The organism is Cellulomonas sp. NPDC057328 (assembly GCF_042667215.1).
Taxonomy (GTDB): domain Bacteria; phylum Actinomycetota; class Actinomycetes; order Actinomycetales; family Cellulomonadaceae; genus Cellulomonas.
The window spans coordinates 1-22,034 of record NZ_JBHUZW010000060.1; the positions used below are offsets into that span (position 1 = coordinate 1).

Consider the following 22,034-nt stretch of genomic DNA (forward strand, 5'->3'; position numbering starts at 1 on the left):
GTCGCCCCTCGAGCCGGGGCCGGTGCCCCGACGGGCCGGTGCCGGCCCGGCGGCGGTCAGCCCCGGCGGCGGTCCGCCTCCTGCGCCGCGAGGGCCCGGCGGACGCCGTCACGCGACTCGCCGACCAGGCGCCGCAGCGCCGGCGGGGCGTCGGGGTGCGCCTCGAGCCACGCGTCGGTGGCGCCGAGCACGTCGACGTCCGCGTGGTCGGCGAGCAGCGTCGGGTACAGCCCCAGCACCACGTTCTGCGCCATCTCGTTCGTCTTCTGCGTCCACACACGCTCGAGGTCCGCGAAGTACGGCTCGACCCACGGCAGCAGCAGCGCGACGTCGTGCACGCGCGCGAACCCGCTGATGGTGGCGGCCTGCAGGGCGTTGGGCAGCTCGTCGCCGGTGACGACGGCGGCCCACGCGCGCTCCTTGGCCTCGGCGGTCGGCAGCGCGGCACGCGCCGCGGCGGCGGCGCGCTGACCCGTCGCGGTCGGGTCCTGGGACAGCTGGGCCGCCACGTCGGTCTCGCCGGCGCGGCCGCCGGCGACCAGCGCCGTCAGCAGCTCCCAGCGCAGGTCGGTGTCGACCGGCAGGCCCTCGAGCGTGCGCCGGCCGTCGAGCAGGTCGGCGACCGCGTCGAGCTGCGCGTCGGTGCGGGCACGGCCCGCGAACGCCTTGACGAGCTGGAGCTGCTGGTCCGACCCGGCGGGCGCGGCCCCGGCGAGCTCGAGCAGGCGGTCCGCGGCGGCCGTCGACGTCGCCTCGCGGTGCTCGGGCGCGACGTAGAGGTCGAGCGTCGTCGTGAGCTGGCGGAGCAGGACCAGCACGACGGACGAGTCGGTCTCGTGCGCGACGTTGCCGAGCACGAGGTCGACGAAGTCGCGCGCGGGCGTCTCGCCGTCGCGCGTCGCGTCCCACGCCGCCGCCCACACGAGCGTGCGCGGCAGCGAGTCCGTGAACGCGCCGAGGTGCGCGATGGCCGTGGCCATCGACTGCGGGTCGAGGCGCACCTTCGCGTACGCGAGGTCGTCGTCGTTGACGAGCAGCAGGTCGGGCCGCGCGCGGCCGACGAGGTCGGGCACCTCGGTGCGCGGGCCGTCGACGTCGAGCTCGACCCGCACGGTCCGCACGAGGCGCGGCGTGCCGTCGACGTCCTGCACGTCGTACCCGCCGACGGCCAGGCGGTGCGGCCGCTGCGTCGGGTGCTCGTCGGGGACCTCCTGGACCACCGCGAACGACGTGACCACGCCCGCGTCGTCGACCTCGAGCTCGGGGCGCAGCAGCGTGACGCCGGCCTTCTCGAGCCACAGCGCGGACCACGCGGACAGGTCGCGGCCGCTCGTGGCCTCCAGCTCCGACAGCAGGTCGCGCAGCTGCGTGTTGCCCCACGCGTGCGTGGCGAAGTAGGCGCGCACGCCGGCGAAGAACTGCTCCTGGCCCACCCACGCGACGAGCTGCTTGAGCACCGAGGCGCCCTTGGCGTACGTGATGCCGTCGAAGTTGACCTCGACGTCCTCGAGGTCGCGCATGTCGGCGACGATCGGGTGCGTCGACGGCAGCTGGTCCTGCCGGTACGCCCACGACTTCTCGAGCGAGGAGAAGGTCGTCCACGCGGCCGTCCACGGCGTCGCCTCGGCCGTCGCGAGCGTCGACGCGTACTCCGCGAACGACTCGTTGAGCCACAGGTCGTCCCACCAGCGCATCGTCACGAGGTCGCCGAACCACATGTGCGCGAGCTCGTGCAGGATCGTCACGGCCCGGCGCTCGACGGTCGCCTCGGGCACCTTGGACCGGAAGACGTACGACTCGAGGAACGTCACCGCGCCCGCGTTCTCCATGGCGCCGGCGTTGAACTCCGGCACGAAGAGCTGGTCGTACTTCGCGAACGGGTACGCGACGCCGAACCGCTCCTCGTAGAAGCGGAAGCCCGCGCGCGTGACGTCGAGGATGTTGTCGGTGTCGAGGTGCTGCGCGAGCGACGCGCGGCAGTACACGCCCAGCGGGATCGTGCGGCCGTCGGAGCTCACGAGCGTGTCGTGCTCGCCGTGGTACGGCCCCGCGATGACGGCGGTGACGTACGAGGACAGGCGCGGGGTCGGCGCGAACCGCCACGTCGCGGTGCCCTCGTCGCGCCCGCCGTTGCGGTTCTGCCCGCCCTCGACGCGCTCCGGCTCGCCCGCCTGCGGGTAGTTCGACACGACGGTCCAGTGCGCGGGCGCGGTGACCGTGAACGTGAACTCGGCCTTGAGGTCGGGCTGCTCGAACACCGCGAACACGCGGCGCGAGTCGGCGACCTCGAACTGGCTGTACAGGTAGACCTCGTCGTCCACGGGGTCGACGAACCGGTGCAGGCCCTCGCCCGTGTGCATGTAGGCGCAGTCCGCGACCACGCGGAGCTCGTTCTCCGCGGCGAGGTCGTCGAGGTGGATCCGGGAGTCGGACACGACCTCGGCGGGGTCCAGCGCGCGGCCGTTGAGCACGACCTCGTGCACGGCGGGCGCGATCAGGTCGACGAACGTGCTCGCGCCCGGCGTGGCGGAGAAGCGCACCGTCGTCGTGGACCCGAACGTCTTGGGGCTCGTCGTCAGGTCCAGCACGACGTCGTACGCGTGGGTGCGCACGACGGAGGCGCGCTCGGCGGCCTCGGCGCGGGTGAGGTTCTCTCCGGGCACGGGTCGGCTCCGATCGGTCGGCGGCGGTGGCCGCGGGGGGTGGTGCGGCGATCGATCATGCCACGGCCGCCCGTGCGCGCCGCCGGTCCGCACCCGTCCGGTTTCGCCGCTCCGGACGGGGTGTGATGGGCTTGCCCCCGCGCGACGCCGACGCCCCGCCCGAGGGTGCCCGTCGCCCCCTGTCGGAAGGAGCACCCGTGCCCGTCGTCGACTTCTGGTTCGACCCCGCCTGCCCGTGGGCGTGGATGACGTCGCGGTGGATGGACGAGGTCGCGCGCGTGCGCGACGTCGAGGTCCGCTGGCACGTCATGAGCCTGTCGGTCCTCAACGAGGGCCGCGACCTGCCCGAGGACTACCGCCGGTCGATGGACGCCGCGTGGGGGCCCGTGCGCGTGCTCGTCGCCGCCGCGCGCGACCACGGCGACGAGGTCCTCAAGCCGCTGTACGACGCGATGGGCACGCGCCGCCACCCCGGCGGCCGCCGCGACACCGACGCGATCGTCGCGGAGTCGCTCGCCGAGGTCGGCCTGCCCGCCTCGCTCGCGGACGTGGCGGGCACGCAGCAGGTGGACGACCTGCTGCGCGCGTCGCACGCGGGCGCGATGGAGCTCGTCGGCGACGAGGTCGGCACGCCCGTCGTCGCCATCGACGGCGTCGGGTACTTCGGGCCCGTCATCACGCCCGCCCCGACGGGCGAGGACGCCGGCCGGCTCTTCGACGGGCTCGCGCTCGTCACGAGCGTGCCCGGGTTCTACGAGCTGAAGCGCACGCGCACCGTCGGGCCGGTCCTGACCGACGCCGACGCGGCGGCGGTGCGGGGGTCCTGATGGCCGGTCGCGGGCTCGCCGGGCTCTCGCCCGGCATGCGGGCGTTCCTCGCCGTGGACGCCGTCCTCGTGGTGCTGCTCGTGGTGCTGTTCCTCGCGGTGCCGCGGGGTGGCGGCGACGGCGGCGCGGAGGAGGTGACGGCCTCCCCGACCGCGACGGGCGGCGCGACGCCCACGGCGGAGGAGACGGCCGAGGCGGTGGCGTTCGCGCTGCCGAGCGGCAACATCGCGTGCGACATGAGCGCCGGCGGCGTGGAGTGCCGCATCGCGAGCTTCACCTACGCCGCGCCCGAGGTGGCCGGCTGCGAGGGGACGACCGGGAACGTCGTCCGCCTGGACGCGCAGGGGTTCGCCTTCGTCTGCGTCGAGGGCGACCCGCCGGTCGCCGCCGGCGCCGGCGTGCCGGTGCTCGAGTACGGCTCGCAGGAGTCGGCCGGGGAGTACACGTGCCGCTCCGGCACCGACGGGGTGACGTGCACGGGCTCCGGCGGCGTCGGGTTCCGGCTCGCGCGCGCGGACTGGACCGAGCTGCCCTGACCGTGCTGCCCTGACCGGGTTGCCCTGACCGTGCTGCCCTGACCGTGCTGCCCTGACCGGGTTGCCCTGACCGAGCCGCCCCGACGACGGCGCCGGTGCCCCCTCCCGCGGGACGGGGCACCGGCGCGACGCGTCACCAAATGTGGACGCGGTCCTCCGGGTCGAGCCACAGGGCGTCGCCGGGCTGCACGTCGAACGCCGTGTAGAACTCGTCGATGTTCCGCACGACCCCGTTGCAGCGGAACTCGTCCGGCGCGTGCGGGTCGATCGCGAGCCGGCGGATCACCTCCTCGTCGCGGCCCTTCGTGCGCCACGACTGCGCCCAGCCGAGGAACACGCGCTGCAGGCCGGTGTACCCGTCGAGCACCGGCGCCTCCTCGAGCGGGCGGCCGAGCGCGATGCGGTACGCCGTGATGGCGATCGCGAGGCCGCCGAGGTCGCCGATGTTCTCGCCGACCGTGAGCTCGCCGTTGACGTGGTGGCTGCCGCCGAGCTGCGCGGGCGAGTAGCCGGAGTACTGGTCGACGAGCGCCTTCGTGCGCCGCTCGAACTCGGCGCGGTCCTCCGCCGTCCACCAGTCCTCGAGCCGGCCGTCGCCGTCGTACTTGGACCCCTGGTCGTCGAACCCGTGCCCGATCTCATGGCCGATCACCGCGCCGATGCCGCCGAAGTTCACGGCGTCGTCCGCCTCGGCGTCGAAGAACGGCGGCTGCAGGATCGCGGCGGGGAAGACGATCTCGTTCATGCCGGGGTTGTAGTACGCGTTGACCGTCTGCGGCGTCATGAACCACTCGTCGCGGTCGATCGGCCTGCCGATCTTGCCGAGCTCGCGGTCCTGCTCGAAGGCGTTGGCGCGCCGCACGTTGCCGAGCAGGTCGTCGGCGCGGACCTCGAGCGCGGAGTAGTCGCGCCAGCGGACGGGGTAACCGATCTTCGGCGTGAAGGCGTCGAGCTTCGCGAGCGCCTTGGCGCGCGTCTCCTCGCCCATCCAGTCGAGCCGCTCGATCGACTCGCGGTACGCCTCGACGAGGTGCCCGACGAGGGTGTCCATCCGCTCCTTGTGCGTGGGCGGGAAGTGCCGCTCGACGTACACCTTGCCGACGGCCTCGCCGAGCGCGCCCTGCACCAGGCCGACGCCGCGCTTCCAGCGGTCGCGGATCTCCTGCGTCCCCGTCAGCGTGCGCCCGTAGAAGTCGAAGTTCGCCTGGACGAGCGCGTCGGTGAGGTAGGGCGCCCGCGACGAGACGACGTGGTAGGTCGCCCACGCCTGCCAGTCGGCGAGCGGGACCTCGGTCCACGCCTGCGCGAACGCCTCCGCGAACGAGGGCTCGCGCACGACGAGCCGGTCGAGCGCACCCGCGGGCGCGCCGAGCGCGGCCGCCCACGCGCGCCAGTCGAAGCCGGGCGCGCGCTGCGCGAGCTCCTCCAGCGTCATCGCGTTGTACGTGAGGTCGGCGTCGCGGTCCTTGACGACGTCCCAGTGCGCTGCCGCGAGCCGCGTCTCGAGCGCGACGACGCGCCGCGCGAGATCCTCCGGGTCGCCGCCGGCGACGACGCCCGAGGCGTCCCGCACGAGGCCGAGCATGCGGGCGACGTGCGGCGTGTACGCCGCGAGCACGGCCGCGTGCTGCTCCTCGCGGTAGTACGCCTCGTCGGGCAGGCCGAGGCCGCCCTGCACCAGGTGCACGACGTACGTGTCGGGGTCCTTCGCGTCGTTGTCGACGTAGAACTCGACGACGCCCGCGCCGCCCGTGCGCTGCAGCGCGCCCAGCGCGTCGGTCAGCGCCTCGCGGGTCGTCGCGTCGTCGACGGGGGCGAGGTCCGCGCGCAGCGGCTCGACGCCCGCCGCCTCCACGGCGTCGGTGTCCATGAAGCTCGCGTACAGCGCGCCGATCTTCGCCTCGACGCCGGCGGCGTCGCCGTCGACCGCGGCGGCCGCCGCGTCCGTGATGATGTCGCGGACCTGGCGCTCGGCCTCGTCGTAGAGGGCGCGGAAGGTGCCGTCCATCGCGCGGTCCGGCGGGATGACGTGCGAGGCGGCCCACCGGCCGTTCACGTGCGCGTACAGGTCGTCCTGGGGGCGCGCGGCCGGGTCCAGGTCCTCGAGGGGGAGTCCGCTGCGGGTCATGCGCGACAGCCTACGGACGGGTGCGCGTGCGGGCCCGCAGGCTGCGGCAGGATGAGGCCATGCGCATCCACGTCGCCGCCGACCACGCCGGGTACGAGCTCAAGGTCGCGCTCGTCGAGCACCTGCGCGCCGCCGACCACGAGGTCGTGGACCACGGCGCGCACGAGTACGACAAGGAGGACGACTACCCCTCCTTCTGCATCGCCGCCGGTGAGGCCGTCGTCGCCGACCCGGGCTCGCTCGGCGTCGTCATCGGCGGCTCGGGCAACGGCGAGCAGATCGCCGCGAACAAGGTCACGGGCGTGCGCGCCGCGCTCGCGTGGAACCTCGACACCGCGCGCCTGGGCCGCCAGCACAACGACGCGAACGTCGTCGCGGTCGGCGCCCGCCAGCACTCCGTCGACGAGGCGCTCGAGCTCGTCGACGCGTTCGTCGCCGAGCCGTTCAGCGGCGACCCGCGCCACCAGCGCCGCATCGACGAGATGGCGGCGTACGAGCGCTCGCGCGGCTGACGTCAGAAGATCCAGCTGCACACCGGCGCGACCGGCCACGTGAACGCCGCGGCGACGGCCGGGACGTCGAGGCCGTCCCGCACGCGCACGAGCCCGGCGGCGGCCTGCGCGGCCAGCGAGCGCCCGCCCAGGTACAGCGCGCCGAGCTCGCGCACGTCCAGCGACACGTCGGGATCGGCCTCGGTCCGCACGACCTCGGCCGCCCCGGAGGCGTCCGCCACGAGCCGCCAGCGACCGGCGTTCGCGGGCACCAGCGCGTCGGTGACGTCGAGGACGACGTCGACCGGTGCGGCGTAGCGCCGGCCGGCCAGCGCCGCCGGCAGGTCGAGCACCCGCACCCACACGTTGTCGGTGACGCGCGGCCGCGCGGGGCGCGCGTCGACGAGCAGGTGCGTCAGCGGGTCGTCGACCGCGAGAATCGGCGACTCGACCGTGGCGGTGAGGTCGAGGTCGAGCAGGAACGACCAGAGCCGGTGCGTCGCCGCGGCGTCGAGGGCGAGCAGCTGGCGCACCCGCACGACGGCCGACGGCCCCGTCGGCTCCCACTGGGCCTTGCGCGCGAACGCGGCGGCGCCGCGCACCTCGCCGGACGCGTCGGCGACGGTGGCGAGCAGCAGCGGCTCGGCGCCGTCGCGCCACGGCGGCGGGTCCACGAGCGCCCGGACGCGCAGCTCGGGCGTCGGCCGCGTGGCCCAGCCCGGGCGGTGCGCCATCCGCTCGTGCAGGTCCTGCACGAGGGCGCCGTGCCGCGCCTCGTCGGCGGCCTCCAGCCGGACGCTCAGCTCCTCGCTCCCCGGCACGGGACGCAGGGCGGCACGGCGGGGCAGTGTCAGGCGCAGCTCGTCGGCGGCCGACCCGTAGCCGAAGCGGCCGTAGATCCCCGCCTCCGCGGCGAACAGCGCGGAGACGACCTCGCCGCGCGCGAGCGCGCGGTCGAGGTGCGCCCGGATCATCGCCCGCAGGAGCCCGCGGCGGCGGTGCTCCGGCCGCACGCCGACCCACGTCAGGCCCGCGCACGGCACGACGCCGCCGGGGACGGGCAGCCGGAACGGGTAGGACCCGTGCACCGCGGCGAGCGCCCCGTCGGGCGCCTCGACGGCGACCATCCGGTCGGCGGGCACCGGGAACGGGACCACGTCGTCGACGGCGGGGTCGGGCGGGATGACGAAGGCGAGGCGATCGACGGCGAGGAACTCCTCCTGCCGCTCGGCGGGGACCTGCAGGACGCGGTAGCCGTCGGGGAGCTCGCTCATGCGGGCCATCGTGGCGGAGCCGGCGCCGGTGCGGCACCCCCTTTCCCGGGCGCCGCACCGACGGCCCGCCCGCGGGGCGCCGCTCCCGCCCGGCACGTCCCAGCGCCTAGCCTCGGGGCATGAGCGGGCGGCGCGGGACCGACGTCGGCGCCGGCGCGCGCGCCCGCCGGCTGCTGCGGCGCGCCACCCGGTGGGGGTCGCAGGGGCTGCTGGTCGTGCTGCTCGTGGTGGTGGCGCTCGCGCTCGGCGTCGGCGTCGAGCGCGACCCGCGCTGGTTCGCGCCGGGGTCGTTCGTCCTGCTCCTCGTCGTGGCGACCTCCGTGCTGCGGTGGCGGGCGCTGCTCGCCGTCGTCGGCGTGGTCCTCGTCGTGGCCGTCGTGCTGACGCTCGCGGCCGTGCCGACGCTGACGCCGGGCGCGGTCGTCGTCCTGCTCCTCGCGTGCGCCGCCGTGCTCGTGTTCGCGTGGGAGCGCGAGCGGCTCGGCCTGCAGGGTGCGCCGGGCGCGCTCATGCTCGTGGACCTGCGCGACCGGCTCGCCGCCGGCGGGCGCGTGCCGCCGCTCCCCGCCGGCTGGCACGTCGACGTCGAGGTGCGGTCCGCGCACGGCGCCGGGTTCTCGGGCGACTTCGTCGCGACCCGACTGGTGGACGGCGACCGCCTCGAGATCGCCCTCGTCGACGTGTCGGGCAAGGGCCAGGCCGCCGGCGTGCGGTCCCTGCAGCTGTCCGGCGCGCTCGGCGGGCTGCTCGGCGCCATGCCCCCGGACCGGTTCCTCCCGGCGGCCAACGACTACCTGCTCGACCAGGGCTGGGACGAGGGGTTCGCGACCGCGGTGCACCTCGCCGTCGACCTGCGGACCGGGGCGTGGTCCGTCGCGTCCGCGGGGCACCCGCCGCCCGTGCACCTCGACGCCGCCACCGGCCGCCTCGAGCTGCTCGGCACGGCCGCCGGCCCGGCGCTCGGCGTGGTCGCGGGGATCGCACCCGGCGTGCGCACGGGTGTCCTCGGGCGCGGCGACGCGGTCGTGCTCTACACCGACGGGCTCGTCGAGGCGCCCGGCCGGGACGTCGACCAGGGCATCGACCGGCTGCTGGGCGTCGTGGAGGAGGTCGTGGCGGCGGGCGGCGGCGGTGCGGCCGCCGTGCTGGCGGGCGTGCGGACGGGCGAGGACGACGACCGGGCCGTCGTCGTCGTGCGGCGGGGCTGAGCGTGGACGAGTCGTACGCCGCCGCGGTGCTCGACGTGGTCGCGGCCGTGCCGCCCGGCCGGGCCATCACCTACGGGCTGGTCGCCGAGGTCGTGGCCGACCGCGCGCTCGCGGCCGGCCGCCCGGCGCGCGGCGGCCCCCGCCAGGTCGGGCAGGTCCTCGCCCGGGGGGACGCCGACGTGCCGTGGTGGCGCGTCGTGAACGCGGCGGGGTCGCCGCCCGCGCACCACCTCGCGCGGGCGCTCGCCCACCTGCGCGCCGAGGGCACGCCGCTGACGCCCGACGGCACGCGGGTGCGGCTGCGCGCCGCCGTGTGGTTCCCGGAGGACTGACGGCCCGGCGCCGCGCGGCACCGCCGCGCACGGTCGAACGCGCACGGCCGGACGCGTACGCCCGGACGCGCACGGCCCGGCCGTCGCGAGGACGCCGGGCCGGGTGCGGTGCGCCCGGGGGCGCGCCGGCGCGTCAGCCGAGCGCGCGCCGCGAGCTGATCACGCCCGTGTCGAACCCGGCGAGGTGCAGCCCGCCGTGGAACCGCGCGTGCTCGATCTTCACGCACCGGTCCATGACGACCTGCAGGCCGGCCTCCTCGCCGCGGCGGGCGACGTCCTCGTGCCACGAGCCGAGCTGCAGCCACAGCGTCCGCGCGCCCACGGCCACCGTCTCGTCGAGCACGGTCGGCAGGTCGTCGTGCCGGCGGAACACGTCGACGAGGTCGGGCACCACCGGCAGGGCGTCGAGCGACGGGTACACCGGGCGCCCGAGGATCTCGGTGGCGCGGGGGTTGACGAAGTACACGTCGTACGGCGAGCTCGACAGCAGGTAGGTCGAGACGAAGTAGGACGCGCGGGCCGGGTTGGCCGACGCGCCGACGATCGCGATCGACCGCGTGCCGCGCAGGATGGACAGGCGCTCCGGTGCGCTCGGCCCCTGCCAGGTGCGCGCGCTCATCGGCCCGCCTCCTCGGTCGTCGTCGGGACGGCACCGGCGCCGGTGCCGTCGTCCGCCGCCGTGGGTACGGCCGCCACGGACGCGAGCACGCCGGGCGCCGGGCCGGGCGGGGCCGCGTCGGGTGCGGGCGCCGGCGCGGCGACGGCCGCGCCGGAGCGGTCGAGCCCGGTCGCGGCCGTCAGCGCCTGGTCGAGGTCCCACACGATGTCCTCCGCGTCCTCGAGGCCGACGCTGATCCGCACGAGGTCCTCCGGGACCCCGGCGGCGACGAGCTGGTCGGCCGACAGCTGCTGGTGCGTCGTCGACCCGGGGTGGATGACGAGCGTGCGCGCGTCACCCACGTTGGCGAGGTGGCTCGCGAGCTGCAGCCCCTCGATGAACCGGCGCCCCACCTCGCGGCCGGGCAGCTCCGCCGTCTCGCGCAGGCCGAACGCGAACACCGAGCCGGGCCCGAGCGGCAGCAGGTCGCGCGCGCGCTCGTGGTGGGGGTGCGACGGCAGGCCGGCCCACAGCACGTACCCGACGCGCGGGTCCGCGTCCAGCCACTCGGCGACGACGCGGGCGTTGGCCAGGTGCGCGTCGAGCCGCTGCGGGAGCGTCTCGACGCCCTGCAGCAGCTGGAACGCGGACTGCGGGGACAGCGCGGGTCCGATGTCGCGCAGCTGCTCGGAGCGCAGCTTGGTGAGGAACCCGTACTCGCCGAAGTTCTCCCACCACCGCACGCCGCCGTAGGACGCGACCGGCTCGGTCATCTGCGGGAACTTCCCGTTGCCCCAGTCGAACCGGCCGGACTCGACGACGACGCCGCCGAGGGTGGTGCCGTGCCCGCCGAGGAACTTGGTCGCCGAGTGGATGACGATGTCGGCGCCGTGCTCGAGGGGCCGCACGAGGTACGGCGTGGTGAGCGTGGAGTCGACGACGAGCGGGACGCCCGCCGCGTGCGCGACCTCCGCCAGGCCGGCGAGGTCCGCGACCTCGCCGGACGGGTTCGCGACGACCTCGGTGTAGACGACCTTCGTCTCGGGGCGGATGGCCGCGGCGTAGTCGGCCGGGTCGGTGCCGCGCACGAACGTCGTCTCGACGCCGAACCGGCGCAGCGTCACGTCGAGCTGCGTGACCGTACCGCCGTACAGCTGCGCGGAGGCGACGACGTGGTCGCCCGCGCCGACGAGCGCCGCGAACGTGATGAACTCCGCCGCCATGCCGGACGACGTCGCGACCGCGCCGATGCCGCCCTCGAGGGAGGCGATGCGCTCCTCGAGCGCGGCGACGGTGGGGTTGCCGATGCGGGAGTAGATGTTCCCGTACTTCTGCAGCGCGAACAGGTTCGCCGCGTCGGCGGTGTCCTGGAAGACGAACGACGTCGTCTGGTAGATCGGCACGGCCCGCGCGCCGGTCGCGGCGTCGGGGATGCCGCCGGCGTGCAGGGCGCGGGTGCGGAAGCCGAAGCGGTGGTCGCTCACGGTGCTCCTGTCAGGGGGACGGTGCCGCGGGGGCGGCGGTGGTGCGGGTCAGGACGTCGTGCGGGTCAGGACGGGGTGCGCAGGCCGGCGGCCGCGACGAGCGCGGCCACCTGGTCGACGGCCCACGGGTTCTGCAGCGACGTGGTGTCGCCGAGGGGCGTGCCCTCGACGAGCTGCGTGAGCAGCCGACGCATGATCTTGCCCGATCGCGTCTTGGGGACCTCGGGCACCACCAGCACGTGGCGCGGCTTGGCGACCGGCCCGATCCCCGCGGCGACGTGCGCGCGCAGCGCCTCCCGCACGTCGTCGGCGGCGGCGAGCCACGCGGCGTGGTCGTCGACGGGGCCGGGAGGCGTGCTCGGCACGACGAACGCCGCGATCGCCTGCCCCGTCACGGGGTCGGCTACGCCGGCGACCCCGGCCTCGCCGACGGCGGGGTGCGCGACGAGCGCGGACTCGACCTCGATGGTCGACAGGCGGTGGCCGGAGACGTTGATGACGTCGTCGATGCGGCCCAGCAGCCACACGTACCGGTCCTCGTCGTACGACGCGCCGTCGCCCGCGAGGAAGTACGCGCCGGCCGGGCCGTGGCCGGCGAACCGCCGCCAGTACGCGTCGAGGTAGCGCTGCGGGTCGCGCCAGACCGTGCGGGCCATGCCGGGCCACGGGCGCTCGACGACGAGGAACCCGCCCTGACCGGGTCCGACCTCCACGCCGTCGTCGTCCACGACCTTGGCCGCGACGCCCGGCAGCGGCCGCGTGGCCGACCCGGGCTTCAGCGTCGTGACGCCGGGCAGGGGCGCGATCATCGCGGCGCCGGTCTCGGACTGCCACCAGGTGTCGACCACGGGCGCGCGGTCCGCCCCGAACGTGCGGCGGAACCACACCCACGCCTCGGGGTTGATCGCCTCGCCGACCGTGCCGAGCAGGCGGATCGTGGACAGGTCGTACGGCGTGCCGTCGTCGCGCGTCGGCAGGTCGTCGCCGAACCACGTCATGAACGTGCGGATCAGCGTGGGTGCCGTGTAGTAGGTCGTGACGCCGTAGCGCTCGACGACCTCGAGGTGCCGGGCGCGGTGCGGGGCGTCCGGGACGCCCTCGTAGATCACCTGCGTGGCGCCGTTGGCGAGCGGCCCGTACAGCACGTACGTGTGCGCGGTGACCCACGCGAGGTCCGCGGTGCACCAGTGCACGTCGTCGGGCTTGTGGTCGAACGCCGCCCAGTACGACCACGCCGCGTGCGCGAGGTAGCCGCCGGAGGTGTGCACGAGGCCCTTCGGCCTCCCCGTCGTACCCGACGTGTAGATGACGAACAGCGGGTGCTCCGCGTCGAACGACGCCGCCTCGTGCACGTCCGGGGCGGTGTCGACGACGTCGTGCCACCACACGTCGCGGCCCTCGGTCCACGGCACGTCCTGCCCGGTGCGACGCACGACGAGCACGTGCTCGACGTGGTCCAGGCCCGCGACCGCCGCGTCGGCGGTCGACTTGACCTCGACGTCGACGCCCCGGCGGACCTGGCCGTCGCTCGTCACGAGCACCTTCGCGCCCGTGTCCTGCACGCGGAACCGCAGCGCCTCGGCGGAGAAGCCGCCGAACACGAGCGAGTGCACCGCGCCGATCCGCGCGATCGCGAGCGTCACGACCACGGTCTCGGCGAGCACGGGCAGGTAGACGACGACGCGGTCGCCGGGACCGACGCCGAGCGCCGTCAGGGCGTTCGCCGCGCGCGACACCTCGCGCTGCAGCTCGGCGTACGTCAGCGAGCGGCGGTCGCCGCGCTCGCCCTCGACGTGCAGGGCGACGACGTCGCCGCGGCCCTCGTCGACGTGCCGGTCGACGCAGTTGACCGCGACGTTGAGCCGGCCGCCGACGAACCAGCGGGCCTCGGGGACCGTCAGCTCGTCCTCGGCGCCGCCGGGCACGGGCACCGGCGGCGCCCACGTGTGCGCGGTGTGCCACGGCGCGTCCCACCGCAGGCGGCGGGCCGCGTCCTCCCAGAACGCCACCGGGTCGGCGTCCGCGCGCTCCCACGCATCGGGCCCGACGTTGGCGGCCGCCACGAGGTCGGCCGGCGGCGCGTACGTGCGCGTCTCGGTCTGCAGCGCCGTGATGGTGCTCATGCGTACCTCCGCAGCAGGGCGCGCTCGCCGAGGGCGACGAGCGAGTCGGACAGCTTGCCCAGCAGCGCGAGCAGCACGATGGCGAGCAGGATGCGGTCGACGCGGCCGCTGTTCTGCGAGTCGTTCAGCAGGAAGCCGAGGCCCATCGACGACGCGATGAGCTCGGCGGCGACGAGGAACAGCCACGCCTGCGCGAGCGCGAGGCGCAGCCCGGACAGCACGGAGGGCAGCACGGCCGGGAGCTGCACCGTCTGCAGCAGCCGCACGCCGCGCAGGCCGAAGGCCCGGCCCGCCTCCACGAGGTGCGGGTCGACGTGCCGCAGCGCGGCCGCGACCGTCGTGTACACGGGGAAGAAGGCGCCGATCGCGATGAGCGTCACCTTCGACTCCTCGCCGATCTTCAGCCAGAGGATGAGCAGCGGCACCCACGCGAGCGACGGCACGGCGCGGACGCCGCCGAGCAGCGGGGCGAGCAGGACGTCGGCGGCGCGCGAGAGCCCGACGAGCGAGCCGAGGACGAGGCCGGCCGCCGCGCCGGCGACGAAGCCGACGAGCACGCGCTGCACGGAGATGGCGACGTGCGTCTGCAGCTGCCCGCGGGCGACCAGGTCCAGGGCCGCGTCCCACACGGACAGCGGCGTGGGCAGCTGGTACGGCGGCACGAGCCCGCTCGTCGTCACGGCGTGCCACACGCCGAGCAGGAGCAGCGGCAGCAGGGCGCCACCGACCACGCGCACCAGGGGCCGGGACCAGAACCCGGCGCGGGGCCGGCGCGCGCCGGGCGTCTCGCCGGGGGCTGCGGCGGCGGGCACGGCGTCCGCGTCGCGGGCGGCGTCGAACGGGTTCAGCGCCCGCAGCGGACGCCCGGCGTGGTCCGTGACGGGGCCGGGGCCGGTCCCGGCGGCGTGGTGGGTCATGGCTGCTCCTGGGGGACGAGGAGGGACGGGCGGGTCCGCGGCGCCCCGACGGGGGAGCGGGGCGCCGCGGCGGGGTCAGCCGGCGATCCGGCTCGGGTCCGCCTCCTGCGCGAACGTCGGCTCGAACAGCTCGTCGAGCGCCGTGTCGATGAGGTCCTGGCTCGCGACGTCCCCGGACTCGACGAAGATCGGGCCGACGACCTCGAGCACCTCGCGCTGGGCGTCGCCCGGCACCGGGTCGACGGCCAGGTTCGTCCGCTCGCCGATGACCTTGGCGGCCACCGCGGGGTCGATGCCGGCCACCTCGGCGAGGATCGCGACGACCTCGTCGGGGTTCTCCTGCGCCCACGCGCGCGCCTTCTCGTACGCGTCGACGACGGCCTGCGCCACGTCGGGGCTCGCCTCGAGGAACTCCTCGGTCGCGTTGAGGAAGCCGTAGGTGTTGAAGTCGATGTTGCGGTAGATGAGCTGCGTGCCCGACTCCGCCTCGCTCGCGGCCATGATCGGGTCGAGCCCCGACCACGCGTCGACGGAGCCCTGCTCGAGCGCGGTGCGGCCGTCCGCGTGCTGCAGGTTCTGCACCTCGACCTGGTCGAGCGGGACGCCGGCCTCCTCGAGCGACTGGAGGAGGAAGAAGTACGGGTCGGTGCCCTTGGTCGCGGCGACCGACCGGCCCGCGAGGTCCGCGACCGACGTGACGTCGGAGCCGGCGGGGACGACGATCGCCGACCACTCCGGCTGCGAGTAGATGTCGATGGTGCGGATCGGCGAGCCGTTCGAGCGGGCGAGCAGCGCCGCGGACCCGGCCGTCGAGCCGACGTCGACGGCACCCGCGCGCAGCGCCTCGTTGGCCTTGTTGGAGCCGGCCGACTGCACCCAGTTCACGGTGACGTCGTCGCCGAACGTCTCCTCGAGCCAGCCCTGGTCCTTGATGACGAGGCTCAGCGGGTTGTACGTCGCGAAGTCGATGTCGAGCGTGTCGGTGCTCCAGCCGGCCGCGTCGGTGGACGCGCCGGTCGGGTCGGCGGCCGCCGGGGCGGAGCCCTCGCCGGGCACGCAGCCGGCCAGCGCCAGGGCGGTCGCGAGGGCCAGCGCGGTGGCGGGGACGGAGGTGCGCAGGGTCATCGGTGGTCCTTCTCGGGGTGGCGGCCGGTCGGCCGTGGGAGGGGGAGGGGGTCAGATGGAGTGGTGGTCGTCGGCGTCGCCGCGCCGGACGTGGTGCGTCGCGACGCCGAGGCCCTCGAGCAGCTCGGCGCGGAGCTCGGCGAGCCGCTGGTCGGCGCGGTCGCGGGGGCGCCGGCCGGGGACGTCGATGACGCGCGCGACGCTCGGCGCGTCGTCGGGGGCGGTGACGAGCGAGCGCAGCAGCAGGACGCGGTCCGCGAGGTACAGCGCCTCCTCGACGTCGTGGGTCACGAGCAGGACCGTCGCCGGCTCGGCCGCGTGCACGTCGAGCAGCAGGTCCTGCATGCGCAGCCGGGTCAGCGCGTCCAGCGCGCCGAACGGCTCGTCGAGCAGGAGCACGCCGGGGTTGCGGGCCAGCGCCCGCGCGAGCGACGCGCGCTGGGCCATGCCGCCCGAGACCTGCCGCGGGCGCAGCCCGGCCGACTCCTCGAGCCCGACGAGCCGCAGGAGCTCCGCGACGCGCACACGGCCGGCGTCCTTCGGCGTGCCGGCGGGCAGGCCCAGGGCCACGTTCTGCGCGAGCGTGCGCCACGGCAGCAGGCGCGGCTCCTGGAAGGCCACGGCCGTGCGCCGGTCGATGCCCGCGACGGGGGTGCCGTCGAGCAGCACGCGGCCGTCGTCGGGGGTGTCGAGACCGCTGACCTGGCGCAGCAGCGTCGACTTGCCGCACCCGGACGGGCCGACGAGCGCGACGATCTCGCCGGCACGCAGCTCGACGTCGACGCCGCGCAGCACCGGCCGCCCGCCCGTGGGCGTGGGGAAGGTGCGGCGCACGTCGTGCAGCACGACGCCGTGCGCCGGGCGGTCGGCGCGCGTGCGGGCCGGGGTGGTGAGGGCCATGGGGGACGTCCCGGGGGTCGGGCGTGGGCGTCCGGCGGGCCGGTCGCCCACGAGGGGGCGGGCACCGGCGGGGACCCGCGGGGGCGGGTCGGCGTGCTGGGGTCAGCGGGCGCCGGTGCAGGACGTGCGGCAGCACGACCGACAGCACCGACACATGACGACGGAGGGGCGGGGCGGCACGCGGGTGGCGGTCACGACGTCCTCCCTCCGGTTGTCTCATTTCGCGAGACGCGATGACCACGTCTCGGACGCACTCTAGCCAGACGTCCAGGACGCGGCAACGCACGTCCGCCGTCCGGGCGCGCCGACGAGGCGGACGGCCCGCGCCGCCCGCCGCGAGGACGCCGCCTCAGACGCCGGGGAACGCCTCCGCCCACAGCGCCGCGAGCCGCGGCAGCGTGCGCGGGTCGGTCTGCGCCAGCACCGTCGTGACGGCGGTGCCGCGCCACGCGGGGAGCTGCGCCCGCAGGTCGTCCTCCGTGCCGACGAGCGCCACGTCCCGCACCAGCTCGGTCGGCACGGCCGCCGCCGCACGGGCCCGGTCGCCCGCGAGGAAGTGCGCCTGGACCTCGTCGCACGCCGCGCCGTACCCGAGCCGGTCCAGCACGTCGCGGTGGAAGTTCGCCCCCTTGGCGCCCATGCCGCCGGCGTACAGCGCGACGAACGGGCGCACCACGTCGGCGGCCTCCTCGACGGACGCGCCGAGGACCACGGGCACGGTCGCGACGACCTCGAACTCCTCGGCGGGCCGCAGCGCGCCGACGCGGCGCGCGAAGCCGTCCGCGAGCCGGGCCCGGTACTCGGCGTCCATGCGCGGGGAGTAGAAGAGGGGCAGCCAGCCGTCCGCGACCTCCGCCGCGAGCGACACGTTCTTCGGCCCCTCGGCGGCGAGGTGGATCGGCAGGTCGGCGCGCAGCGGGTGGACGGTCGACCGCAGCGCCTTGCCCAGGCCCGCACCCTGGTCGGGGGGCAGCGGCAGGCGGTAGAAGTCGCCGTCGAACCGCACGGGCGCCTCGCGCGCGAGCACCTGGCGGACGACCGCGACGTACTCGCGCGTGCGGGCGAGCGGCCGGGGGTACGGCTGCCCGTACCAGCCCTCGACGACCTGCGGCCCGGAGGCGCCCAGGCCGAGCACGAAGCGCCCACCGCTCAGGTGGTCGAGCGTGAGCGCGGCCATCGCGGCGGCCGTCGGCGTCCGGGCGGAGATCTGCGCGATGGCCGTGCCGAGGCGGACGCGGCGCGTGCCCGCGCCCCACCAGGCCAGCGGGGTGAGCGCGTCGGACCCGTACGCCTCGGCTGTCCACACCGAGTCGAGGCCGAGCTCGTCGGCGGTGCGCACCGCCTCCTGCGCCCCGGGCGGCGGCCCCGCGGACCAGTAGCCGGTGTGGTACCCGAGTCGCATCCGTGGTCCTCCGTCGCCGTCGACGCCCGGCCGGTGGGCCGGTGCGTGCGCGACCGTCCCGTCGCGCACGAGCCGCCACGTTACCCGCGGGTAGCCCGCCGCGAGCGGTCCGCCAGCGTGTTGAGGAGCGCGGCCGCCGTCGCGGCGTCGTCCACGGTCACGACGGTCACGCGCTCGCCGGTGCGCCGCACCTCGAGGGCCTCGCCGCGGCGCAGCACGACGCCCACGCGCCCGCCGACACCCACCCGGTAGCCCCAGCCGCCGAACTCGGCGAGCGGGTCCACGGCGGTGGCCCGCGCCTCCTCGACCTCGTCGAGCGGGACGCGCAGCGTCGGCCAGCCGAGCGCCGACCGGGCCGTGAGGCCCGTGGCGTCGACGCGCACGCGGAAGACCGTCATGGAGCCGAGCAGCGCCACCAGGGCGACGACCAGCAGCCACAGCGCGGGCAGGTGGAGCACCACGGCGAGGACCGCGACGAGGGCGGTCGCGGCGCCGCCGATGACCAGGCCCGGACGCCCCGACGCGGTCCGTGCCCACGCGGCGCGCTCGTGCTCGGCCAGCGGGACGCGCGGGGCGTCGACGGCGACGGGCGCCTCGGCCGGCCGCGGACGGTCGCCCGGGGTGACCCGGGCGGCGAGCGCGCCGGCGACGAGCCCGCCGGCGACCATGAGCCCGACGGCGCCGCCCACGTCGCCGACCGCGCCGGCGTCCGTGAGGCCGCGCTGCGCGTGCAGCACACCGAGGACCAGCGCCGACAACCCGACGGCCATGCCCGTCGCGAGCCCTGCCGACATGCGCCGCACCGAGGCGTGCCGGCCGACGACGAGCGCGAGGACCAGCGCCGCGGCGGCGACCCCGAGCGCGATCGCCGCGGTCCCGAGCACGAGCCCCGGGAGCGAGCCGTAGCCGTCGACGCCGGACGGGCCCCAGTGGATGGCGACCGGGTCCGGCAGCTCGGGGGCCCACGACAGGGCGACGGCCGTCGAGGCGCCGACCACGGCGAGCGGCACGACGCCGCAGAGCAGCACCGTGGCGAGGCGGTGACGGTCGGGCGCGGGGGTGCGGGGTGCGGTCATCGCAGGGCCTCCTTGACGAGGGTCGTGACGGTCTCCGGCGCGACGCCGAGCCGGCGGGCGACCTGCGCGACGCGCGCGACGGCGGTGTGCAGGTCGGTGAGGTCGGTGCCCGCGCGCGCCGCGACGACGGCACCGCGCCCGCGGTGCAGCTCGATCACGCCCTCGTCGCGCAGGTCCTGGTAGGCGTGCAGCACGGTGTGCAGGTTCACGTCGAGCGAGGCCGCCAGCTCGCGGGCGGAGGGCAGCCGCTCGCCGGCGCGCAGCTCACCCCGGGCGACGCCGGAGCGGACCTGCGCGGCGAGCTGGGCGTACAGCGGGTCACCGGAGGAGGTGTCGATGCGGAAGAGCACACGCTCACCCTACTAGTTACACAACATGTATAACAACATGCGGACCGTCGCCTCCCGCTTCGCCGTCCACGAGGTCGCGGTTCGCCGTCGAGGTCGCGGCCTCGAGCCCGCGACCTCGAACCGTTCCCACGACCTCGCACGGTTCCCCGACTTCGCACGGTCTTCGCGACCTCGCACGGCCCCCACGACCTGGCACGGTTCCCACGAGCTCGCGGTTCCCACGACCTGGCACGGTTCCCGCGACCTCGCACGGTTCTCGCGACCTGGCACGGGTCCCGGCGTCGCATGGCCCGCGACGTCGCACGGTCCCCGCGACCTCGCACGGTCGCCGCGGCCGGGACGGCCGACGCGGGGCACGGTCGCCGGTACCCGCGCCGGCGGCCGACCACAGCCCCACGTCCGGCGCCTGCCGTCCCCAGCGCAGGCGCGCCCGCCCACCCGTGGGGGTGTGCCCGCCCCAGGCTGCGGGCATGTCCAGCCGCCCCGCGATCCGTCGTCCCGTCCTGCCCACGCTGCCGCCGCTGATCCTGGCCCGCGACCACGCCCCCGGGGCCGTCCGGCTCGCCGTCGCGTCCGGGCGGTGGGTGCGCGTGGGAAGGGGCGCCTACCTCGCCGCCGACGCCGCCGCCGACCCCCGCCTGCTCGCGCTCGGGCGCGTCCGCGCGGCGCACGACCGCGTCGCGCAGGACCACTGGTTCAGCCACGAGTCGGCGGCGCTGCTGTAGGGGCTGCCCACGTGGCGGCCGCCGCTGCGGACGCATCTCCTCCAGCGGCACCGCGGCTGCGGCGAGCACGACGCGACGGTCGTCCGGCACACCGCCCGGCTGCACGCCGACGAGCGCACCGTCGTGCACGGTCTGCCCGTCACGACGCTCGCGCGGACCGCCGTCGACTGCGCCCGTGCGCTGGCCGGCCTGCCGGCGCTCGTGGTCGCGGACGCCGCGCTACGTGCCGGGTGCTCGCCCGACGAGCTGGCGGCCGCTGCCCGACGGTGCGACGGGCAGCGGGGCGCACGACGGGCCCGGGAGGTGCTCGCGCTCGCGGACGGCGGCGCGGAGTCGGCCGGGGAGACGTGGGTGCGCGCCGTCCTGCTGGCGGCGGGGCTCCCGGCGCCCACCACGCAGCTGCAGGTGGAGACCCGACGCGGCCCCGTCTGGGCCGACCTCGGCTGGCCGGGCGCGCGTCTGCTGCTGGAGTACGACGGCCGCGGGAAGTACGTGACGCCCGAGGACCTCTACCGCGAGAAGCAGCGGCACGACGCGCTCGTCGAGGCCGGCTGGACGGTGCTGCGCGTGACGGCCGACGACTGCGCGCGGCCCGACGAGCTCGTCGCGCGGGTCGTCCGCGCCGCCCCGGCCCTGCGTCGGGTCGCCCGCCGACGCCCGGTGCTGGCGGCATGACGCGCCGCGGCCCAGGACGCGGACGCGCGAGGTCGCGGACACGGCGCAAGGTCGCGGAAGCCGCGCGAGGTCGCGGGCTCGGACCCGCGACCTCGTAAACAATCTGCGACCTGGCAGAGAACCCGCGACCCGGCAGGGAACACGCGACCCGGCAGGGAGCACGCGACCTGAGAGGGCGGCCCGCGACGTCGCAGCGAACCCGTGAGGTCGCGGGAGTTCCGCGAGGTCGCGGGCTCGGACCCGCGACCTCGTAGGCAATCCGCGACCTGGCAGAGAACCCGCGACCTGGCAGGGAACAGGCGACCTCACAGGGAACGCGTGACGTCGCAGCGAACCCGTGAGGTCGCAGGGATTGCGCGAGGTCGCGGGCTCGAACCCGCGACCTCGCGAGGGATCCGCGACCTCGCGAGGGACCCGCGAGTTGGCGTGGGACCCGCGACCTCGCGCGGAACCCGCGAGCGCGTGGGAACCCGTGAGGTCGTGGGATCGCGCGAGGTCGCGGGCTCCAACCCGCGACCTCGGCGGCGTTCGCGGCCTCGCGGCCGGTCAGATGTAGATGGCGGGGTCGTCGACCTCCGCGTCGAACGGCGCCGCCGCCGGGCGTCGACGGACCTGCGCCGGCACGCCGACGGCGATCGCGCCCGCGGGGACGTCCGTGATGACGACCGCGTTCGCGCCGACCTGCGCGCCGTCGCCGACCCACACCGGCCCGAGCACCTTCGCGCCCGCGCCGACCACCACGCGGTCGCCCAGGGTGGGGTGCCGCTTGCCCCGCTTCATGGTCTTGCCGCCGAGCGTGGACCCGTGGAAGAGGACGACGTCGTCCCCGACCTCCGCGGTCTCCCCGACGACCACGCCCATGCCGTGGTCGATGAACAGGCGTGCCCCGATGCGTGCGCCGGGGTGGATCTCGACGCCGGTCAGCGCGCGCGCCGCCTGCGAGAGCAGCCGCGCCGGCAGCCGCAGGGGCACGACCTGCCACATGCGGTGCGCCAGCCGGTACACCCAGATCGCGTGCACGCCCGGGTAGCCCAGCGCGACCTCCAGGCGCGACCGGGCCGCGGGGTCGTGGCCGTGCGCCGCGTCGAGGTCGTCGCGCAGCACGCGCAGGAAGTCGGTCAGGTGTCGCATGGGTGCTCCGTCGCCGGGGGTCGCGTGGGGGCGCGGGATGACGACGCCCGGCCGCCGTCGGCGTGCGAC

The 22,034-nt window shown here is 76.1% G+C and carries 20 protein-coding genes; 7 read left to right on the plus strand and 13 right to left on the minus strand.

Annotation, left to right across the window (positions count from 1 at the left end; genetic code table 11):
• Window positions 1-56: 56 nt before the first annotated feature.
• Window positions 57-2,663, minus strand: a complete 2,607-nt coding sequence (pepN, locus tag ACFUMH_RS11835) for an aminopeptidase N (protein WP_378205262.1) — start codon at window positions 2,661-2,663, stop codon at window positions 57-59.
• Window positions 2,664-2,860: 197 nt separating this feature from the next.
• Here pepN and ACFUMH_RS11840 point away from each other — a divergent pair, with 197 nt between their 5' ends.
• Together ACFUMH_RS11840 and ACFUMH_RS11845 are read left to right on the plus strand one after the other, a co-directional pair.
• Window positions 2,861-3,490 carry a DsbA family protein gene (locus tag ACFUMH_RS11840; RefSeq protein ID WP_378205266.1) on the plus strand — a complete coding sequence of 210 codons (630 nt, stop codon included), beginning with the start codon at window positions 2,861-2,863 and terminating at the stop codon, window positions 3,488-3,490.
• Window positions 3,490-4,026 (plus strand): hypothetical protein, encoded by a 537-nt coding sequence (locus tag ACFUMH_RS11845; RefSeq protein WP_378205269.1) that lies wholly within the window; start codon window positions 3,490-3,492, stop codon window positions 4,024-4,026. The genes ACFUMH_RS11840 and ACFUMH_RS11845 overlap by 1 nt, the downstream gene beginning before the upstream one ends.
• A gap of 133 nt (window positions 4,027-4,159) precedes the next feature.
• Here the strand turns inward: ACFUMH_RS11845 and ACFUMH_RS11850 are convergent, their stop codons facing one another.
• Window positions 4,160-6,154, minus strand: coding sequence for a M13 family metallopeptidase (locus ACFUMH_RS11850; RefSeq protein WP_378205272.1), 1,995 nt, complete (start codon window positions 6,152-6,154; stop codon window positions 4,160-4,162).
• Window positions 6,155-6,213: 59 nt separating this feature from the next.
• On the opposite strand from ACFUMH_RS11850, the gene ACFUMH_RS11855 reads away from it, so the two are divergent.
• Window positions 6,214-6,666 carry a ribose-5-phosphate isomerase gene (locus ACFUMH_RS11855; RefSeq protein ID WP_378205275.1) on the plus strand — a complete coding sequence of 151 codons (453 nt, stop codon included), beginning with the start codon at window positions 6,214-6,216 and terminating at the stop codon, window positions 6,664-6,666.
• Between the two features lie 2 nt (window positions 6,667-6,668).
• On the opposite strand, the gene ACFUMH_RS11860 is transcribed toward ACFUMH_RS11855, so the two are convergent.
• Entirely contained in the window at window positions 6,669-7,919 is a 1,251-nt protein-coding gene (locus tag ACFUMH_RS11860) for a GNAT family N-acetyltransferase (protein ID WP_378205278.1), read from the minus strand.
• A 119-nt stretch (window positions 7,920-8,038) separates the two neighbouring features.
• Between ACFUMH_RS11860 and ACFUMH_RS11865 the strand changes: the two genes are divergently transcribed.
• Together ACFUMH_RS11865 and ACFUMH_RS11870 are read left to right on the plus strand one after the other, a co-directional pair.
• A complete protein-coding gene (locus tag ACFUMH_RS11865; RefSeq protein WP_378205281.1) occupies window positions 8,039-9,127 on the plus strand; it encodes a PP2C family protein-serine/threonine phosphatase in 1,089 nt (362 codons plus the stop codon).
• 2 nt (window positions 9,128-9,129) lie between these two features.
• The gene (locus ACFUMH_RS11870) at window positions 9,130-9,459 is read left to right on the plus strand and encodes an MGMT family protein (protein ID WP_378205284.1); all 330 of its coding nucleotides are present in this window, start codon (window positions 9,130-9,132) and stop codon (window positions 9,457-9,459) included.
• A 133-nt stretch (window positions 9,460-9,592) separates the two neighbouring features.
• Here the strand turns inward: ACFUMH_RS11870 and ACFUMH_RS11875 are convergent, their stop codons facing one another.
• The 9 genes from ACFUMH_RS11875 to ACFUMH_RS11915 all read right to left on the minus strand — a co-directional run bounded on the left by ACFUMH_RS11875 (window position 9,593) and on the right by ACFUMH_RS11915 (window position 19,434).
• Entirely contained in the window at window positions 9,593-10,078 is a 486-nt protein-coding gene (locus ACFUMH_RS11875) for a CoA-binding protein (protein WP_378205287.1), read from the minus strand.
• The gene (locus tag ACFUMH_RS11880) at window positions 10,075-11,541 is read right to left on the minus strand and encodes an O-acetylhomoserine aminocarboxypropyltransferase/cysteine synthase family protein (protein WP_378205290.1); all 1,467 of its coding nucleotides are present in this window, start codon (window positions 11,539-11,541) and stop codon (window positions 10,075-10,077) included. Before ACFUMH_RS11880 ends, ACFUMH_RS11875 begins: the two co-directional genes overlap by 4 nt.
• A 65-nt stretch (window positions 11,542-11,606) precedes the next feature.
• Window positions 11,607-13,664: an acetate--CoA ligase gene (acs, locus tag ACFUMH_RS11885; protein ID WP_378205293.1), complete on the minus strand. Its 2,058-nt coding sequence runs from the start codon at window positions 13,662-13,664 to the stop codon at window positions 11,607-11,609.
• Window positions 13,661-14,581 carry an ABC transporter permease gene (locus ACFUMH_RS11890; protein ID WP_378205296.1) on the minus strand — a complete coding sequence of 307 codons (921 nt, stop codon included), beginning with the start codon at window positions 14,579-14,581 and terminating at the stop codon, window positions 13,661-13,663. Before ACFUMH_RS11890 ends, acs begins: the two co-directional genes overlap by 4 nt.
• A gap of 75 nt (window positions 14,582-14,656) precedes the next feature.
• On the minus strand, window positions 14,657-15,706 hold the full coding sequence (locus ACFUMH_RS11895; protein WP_378205299.1) for an aliphatic sulfonate ABC transporter substrate-binding protein: 1,050 nt from the start codon (window positions 15,704-15,706) through the stop codon (window positions 14,657-14,659).
• 51 nt (window positions 15,707-15,757) lie between these two features.
• Complete coding sequence (locus tag ACFUMH_RS11900; protein WP_378205301.1) at window positions 15,758-16,606, minus strand: ABC transporter ATP-binding protein; 849 nt, start codon at window positions 16,604-16,606, stop codon at window positions 15,758-15,760.
• A gap of 349 nt (window positions 16,607-16,955) precedes the next feature.
• Entirely contained in the window at window positions 16,956-18,008 is a 1,053-nt protein-coding gene (locus ACFUMH_RS11905; protein WP_378205304.1) for an LLM class F420-dependent oxidoreductase, read from the minus strand.
• Between the two features lie 80 nt (window positions 18,009-18,088).
• A complete protein-coding gene (locus tag ACFUMH_RS11910) occupies window positions 18,089-19,084 on the minus strand; it encodes a DUF1648 domain-containing protein (RefSeq protein ID WP_378205306.1) in 996 nt (331 codons plus the stop codon).
• Window positions 19,081-19,434: a GntR family transcriptional regulator gene (locus ACFUMH_RS11915; protein ID WP_378205309.1), complete on the minus strand. Its 354-nt coding sequence runs from the start codon at window positions 19,432-19,434 to the stop codon at window positions 19,081-19,083. The genes ACFUMH_RS11910 and ACFUMH_RS11915 overlap by 4 nt, the downstream gene beginning before the upstream one ends.
• Window positions 19,435-19,904: 470 nt before the next feature.
• Here ACFUMH_RS11915 and ACFUMH_RS11920 point away from each other — a divergent pair, with 470 nt between their 5' ends.
• Both ACFUMH_RS11920 and ACFUMH_RS11925 read left to right on the plus strand, forming a co-directional pair.
• The gene (locus ACFUMH_RS11920; protein ID WP_378205312.1) at window positions 19,905-20,159 is read left to right on the plus strand and encodes a hypothetical protein; all 255 of its coding nucleotides are present in this window, start codon (window positions 19,905-19,907) and stop codon (window positions 20,157-20,159) included.
• A 123-nt stretch (window positions 20,160-20,282) separates the two neighbouring features.
• Window positions 20,283-20,834: a hypothetical protein gene (locus ACFUMH_RS11925; RefSeq protein ID WP_378205315.1), complete on the plus strand. Its 552-nt coding sequence runs from the start codon at window positions 20,283-20,285 to the stop codon at window positions 20,832-20,834.
• Between the two features lie 546 nt (window positions 20,835-21,380).
• Here the strand turns inward: ACFUMH_RS11925 and epsC are convergent.
• Window positions 21,381-21,965, minus strand: a complete 585-nt coding sequence (epsC, locus tag ACFUMH_RS11930; RefSeq protein ID WP_378205318.1) for a serine O-acetyltransferase EpsC — start codon at window positions 21,963-21,965, stop codon at window positions 21,381-21,383.
• Window positions 21,966-22,034 lie beyond the last annotated feature (69 nt).